A 4,084-nucleotide genomic window follows, 5' to 3' on the forward strand; every position below is an offset into this window, starting at 1 on the left:
ACCCCGACCCGACCGCTCCGCCGGCCGCACGAAATCCGTCGGCAACTCCAACGGCTCCACACCCGCCAACCGCCCACGCCAGTACCCGAGCTGCCGCTCCAGCACCCCACCCCGCAACCACTCCCGCTGCCACACCGCGAAATCCGCATACTGCACCGGAAGCACCGGCAACACACCACCACGGCCCTCCACCGCCGCCGCGTACAACTCACCCAACTCACGCGACAACACACCGATCGACCAACCGTCAGCCACGATGTGATGCATCGCCAGAACCAACACATGATCCTCGGCCGACACCCGCACCAGACACACCCGCAACAACGCGTCAACCGCCAGATCGAACGGCCGCACCGCCTCCGCCTCGACCACCCCACGCAACCGCGCCTCCCGCACGGCCACATCCCCGATCACCGACAGATCGACCACCGAAACCCGCACCACACCCGGCTCATCCACCACCTGAACCGGCTCACCACCAACGCCCACCACAAAACGCGACCGCAACACCTCATGCCGCGCCACCAAACCCGAGAACGCCGACTCCAACGCCCCCACATCCACCACACCCCGCAACCGCAGGACGCGGGGAACCAGGTACTCCTGCTGGTTGCGGCCCAACTGGTTCAAGAACCAGAGACGCTGCTGCGCGAACGACAACGGGAACCCAGCCGGATCCTGCTCCGTGCCCGACGGGTTTCCAAGGTGGGCCGGCCGCCGAGACTCAGCAGAGAAATCAGGGGTGCTCAAAGCGGCTCAAGCCTTTCCGTGTCATCCGGGGGGGGACGTTCCAGGTCGTGACCATTTGCCAGACCGGCGGGCTACCGCGCGAGGCCGCCTCAGCCGGCGGCGGATTCCATGGCCGCGACCAGACTGGCAGGCCGCATGTCCGTCCAGTTGTTCTCGACGTACTCCAGGCAGGCGCTCCGGGTGTCGGAATCCTTCACGACCTCCCATCCGGCCGGCACATCCAGTGCGGCGGGCCAGAGCGAGTACTGCTTCTCGCCATTCTGCAGGACCCGATATTCGGCGTCATCGGATTCGAACGGATTCGCCATCATTGCTTCCTTTTCCCATATCCGGATCGCGGGCCCGGTGCCAGACCCAGCCGCCGACACTAGGGGCCACAGTGGCGCACGGTAAATCCTTCCGTGGACCCATCGCCGCGAGAATTGGGCCGGTCGAAGGAGCTCGTTTCCGCCACTTCTCCTCCGATCGGGGGAGAAGGACCGACCGCGGGCCGGGTCCGGGCCCCGACCCCACAGCCGGCGACCCGGCACATCCCGGTTGGGCCGACAGCTTCCTCAACGCGCCTACCAGGAAGGGTGGTTCAAGTCGACCGACGACCGGGTAGCGTACCGCCGGGGCGCGCCCTCGACTACAATGACCATCCGTTAGCACGCGTCACATTGCTTGTACGAGCAATGATCGGCAAGCGCAAGGATATTGAATGTTGGAATTAGGAATCGCCCTCGCTGCTATTCTGGTACTCGCACCCCTCGGCGTGGGCATCATCCGCTGGCTCAACAGGAAGCGCCGGGAAACCTCAGGTTACGCCTCGAACTTCGAATTCATGGACGTCTTCCATCCGGCCCAGCAACACGTACGGGATGAATCCCAGCGACAGCAGCTGCCCAAGGAGGACGAAGGCAGCGGGGCGCCCCCGATCGACCTGAAGTCGGGGCGGGCCGTCATCTCGCGCCCCACGGAGAACGATCGCGAGAACGAAAAGCCCGGCGACTGAAACGGTGAGCCAACGCGGTGGAGTGCTCACTCCGGGCGAACGCTCCGCCGCGCCGCCCTCCCGCCTCTCCTCCCAATGGGGGAGGAAGCCCAAAAACCGACCCTTAGGATGATGTACACGTCAACAGTCCTCCTCATAGCGTTCCGGAGACGAAGCTGCTAGCGCGAGTGCGCAAACGAAGCAGCGATTCTTCCGAACCGTGCATGGGGGTACAGCACAATGGCCGCCGAGTCTGAATCCCGGACGTCCCGTGAGGACCTTCTCCGCGAACTGTTCGCCGAGGTCCTGAACCGTCCGCAGGTAGGGGTCGACGACGGGTTCTTCGATCTGGGCGGTGACAGCGTCGTCGCCATGCAGCTGGTGGCCCGGGCTCGGGAAGCCGGCCTGGAGATCAGCCGCCGCGAGGTCTTCCTGCTCCAGTCGGTCGCCGAACTGGCCGCCGTCGCACGCGACGTGCCACCCGCGGGAACCGACGGGCCCCGCTCCGACGCACCACAGAGCGACGGCGCCGCGCCCGCCGACCGGCACGACCGCCCGCTGGTGCCGCTCTCCCCGACGGAGCTGGACGACATCGCCCGACAGCTCAAGTAGGGCACACGACTTCACCCGGTCGGCAGCCACACCGTACGGTTGCTCACCCAGTCCGGCGGGCTCCCGCAGACCGGCGGGCTCCCGCAGACCGGCGATTCACGCAACAGCGGCAGCACGGCCGGCACGCCGATCCCGCGCCCCATGCGACAGCACCACTCCGCCGTCGAGGCGAGCAGGACATCTCACCCACATACCTGGCCGGGCCCGCGGACGCTTTGCGCCGCGAGGCCACGGCCGAGTGTGCGCTTTCGCATGCCCGCTTGTTTCTGCCCCTGATCGAAGCCGCTTCCCCGCTGAAGTCACCGCGGCGGGCAGACCAACTCCCTTCTTCTTCCGGCAACACGCGTCACGGACCCAACGGACCCAAAGGGGCAGATCTCATGCAGCCGAGTTTCCTGGACATCCTGCCGTTGGCACCGTTGCAGGAAGGGTTGCTCTTCCACGCGATGTACGACGAGCAGGCGTCGGACGTCTACGTCGTCCAGCTCGCGCTGGAACTCCAGGGCGAACTGGACGCCCGACGGCTGCAGGCCGCAGCGCGGGCACTGCTGCACCGCCACCCCAACCTGTCCGCGCGCTTCCTCACCCGCGCCACCGGCCGGCCACTCCAGGTGATCCCGGACGAGGTCGAACTCCCGTGGACCCAGGCTGACTTCGCCGCCGGAAGTGAAACCGTCGCGAAGTTCCTCGCGGAGGAGCGGGCACGGCGATTCGACCTGGCCAAGCCCCCGCTGCTGCGCTTCGCGCTCATCCGTCACGCCCCCGAGCACCACACCCTCGCCTTGACGATCCATCACATTCTGCTCGACGGCTGGTCCGTCCCCACCCTCATCCGCGAACTGTTCACCCTCTACAGCGCCGACGAGGAGGCGCTGGCCCCGGCCGCCCCCTACCGGGACTACCTCGCCTGGCTCGCCGACCGCGACCAGGAGGCGGCCCGCACGGCCTGGCGCACGGCACTCGACGGCCTCGACGAGCCCTGCCGGCTCAGCTCCGGGGAACTCGACCGCCCCCGGGACGTCCCCCACCAGATCAGCCGGCATCTGAGCGCCGACCTCACGCGACGGCTCCACCAGCACGCCCGCAGCCACGGCCTCACCCCGAACACCCTCATCCAGGGCGCCTGGGGCCTGCTGCTCGCCGCCCTCACCGGCCGCGACGACGTCGTCTTCGGCACCACCGTCTCCGGACGCCCCCCGGAGATCCCCGGCATCACCACCATGGTCGGCCTGTTCATCAACACCGTCCCGGTCCGGATCCGCCTGGACTTCGCCGAGACGCTCACCCGGTTCCTCGCCCGGATCCAGCGCGAACAGGCCGAACTCCTCGACCACCAGCACCTCAGCCTCGCCGACATCCAGCAGACTGCCGGCCACACCGAACTCTTCGACACCACCACCGTCTTCGAGAACTACCCGCTGGATTTCGCCGACTTCGCGGAGTTCAGCGGCGGTCTGCGCCTCACCGGTCTGGGAACGCACGGCGACGGCGTCACCCACTATCCACTCTGTCTCTCCGTCGTGCCGGGCGAGCGGATGCGGCTGCGCCTCGCGTACCGGACCGATCTGTTCGATGAGGACGCCGTCGAAGCAATCGCCGGCCGACTGGTCGGACTACTCGAAACCATCGTCTCGGATCCGGAACGGCGCATCAGCCGGATCGACGTCCGCACCGAGGCGGAACGCGTGCCGGCCGCCGTGCGGAACACCGCTCCCGACGACCCGTCCGTCTCGAACTGCATCCCGGACG

General features: G+C 67.5%; 5 protein-coding genes. 3 read left to right on the forward strand and 2 right to left on the reverse strand.

Annotation, left to right across the window (positions count from 1 at the left end; genetic code table 11):
- Both ACFV04_RS43425 and ACFV04_RS43430 read right to left on the reverse strand, forming a co-directional pair.
- Positions 1-660, reverse strand: a 660-nt coding sequence (locus tag ACFV04_RS43425; protein ID WP_380536598.1) for a condensation domain-containing protein, incomplete at its 3' end; no start/stop codon positions are given.
- Positions 661-839: 179 nt separating this feature from the next.
- Positions 840-1,058: an MbtH family protein gene (locus ACFV04_RS43430; protein WP_380350158.1), complete on the reverse strand. Its 219-nt coding sequence runs from the start codon at positions 1,056-1,058 to the stop codon at positions 840-842.
- Positions 1,059-1,450: 392 nt separating this feature from the next.
- On the opposite strand from ACFV04_RS43430, the gene ACFV04_RS43435 reads away from it, so the two are divergent.
- The 3 genes from ACFV04_RS43435 to ACFV04_RS43445 form a co-directional block, all read left to right on the forward strand.
- Positions 1,451-1,744 (forward strand): DUF6191 domain-containing protein, encoded by a 294-nt coding sequence (locus ACFV04_RS43435; protein WP_380350156.1) that lies wholly within the window; start codon positions 1,451-1,453, stop codon positions 1,742-1,744.
- A gap of 219 nt (positions 1,745-1,963) precedes the next feature.
- A complete protein-coding gene (locus tag ACFV04_RS43440; RefSeq protein WP_380350153.1) occupies positions 1,964-2,335 on the forward strand; it encodes a phosphopantetheine-binding protein in 372 nt (123 codons plus the stop codon).
- 380 nt (positions 2,336-2,715) lie between these two features.
- Positions 2,716-4,084: condensation domain-containing protein (locus ACFV04_RS43445; protein ID WP_380536600.1), on the forward strand; the 1,369-nt coding region annotated here is incomplete at its 3' end.

Origin of the sequence: Kitasatospora sp. NPDC059599 (genome assembly GCF_042735125.1) — a bacterium.
GTDB lineage: Bacteria > Actinomycetota > Actinomycetes > Streptomycetales > Streptomycetaceae > Kitasatospora.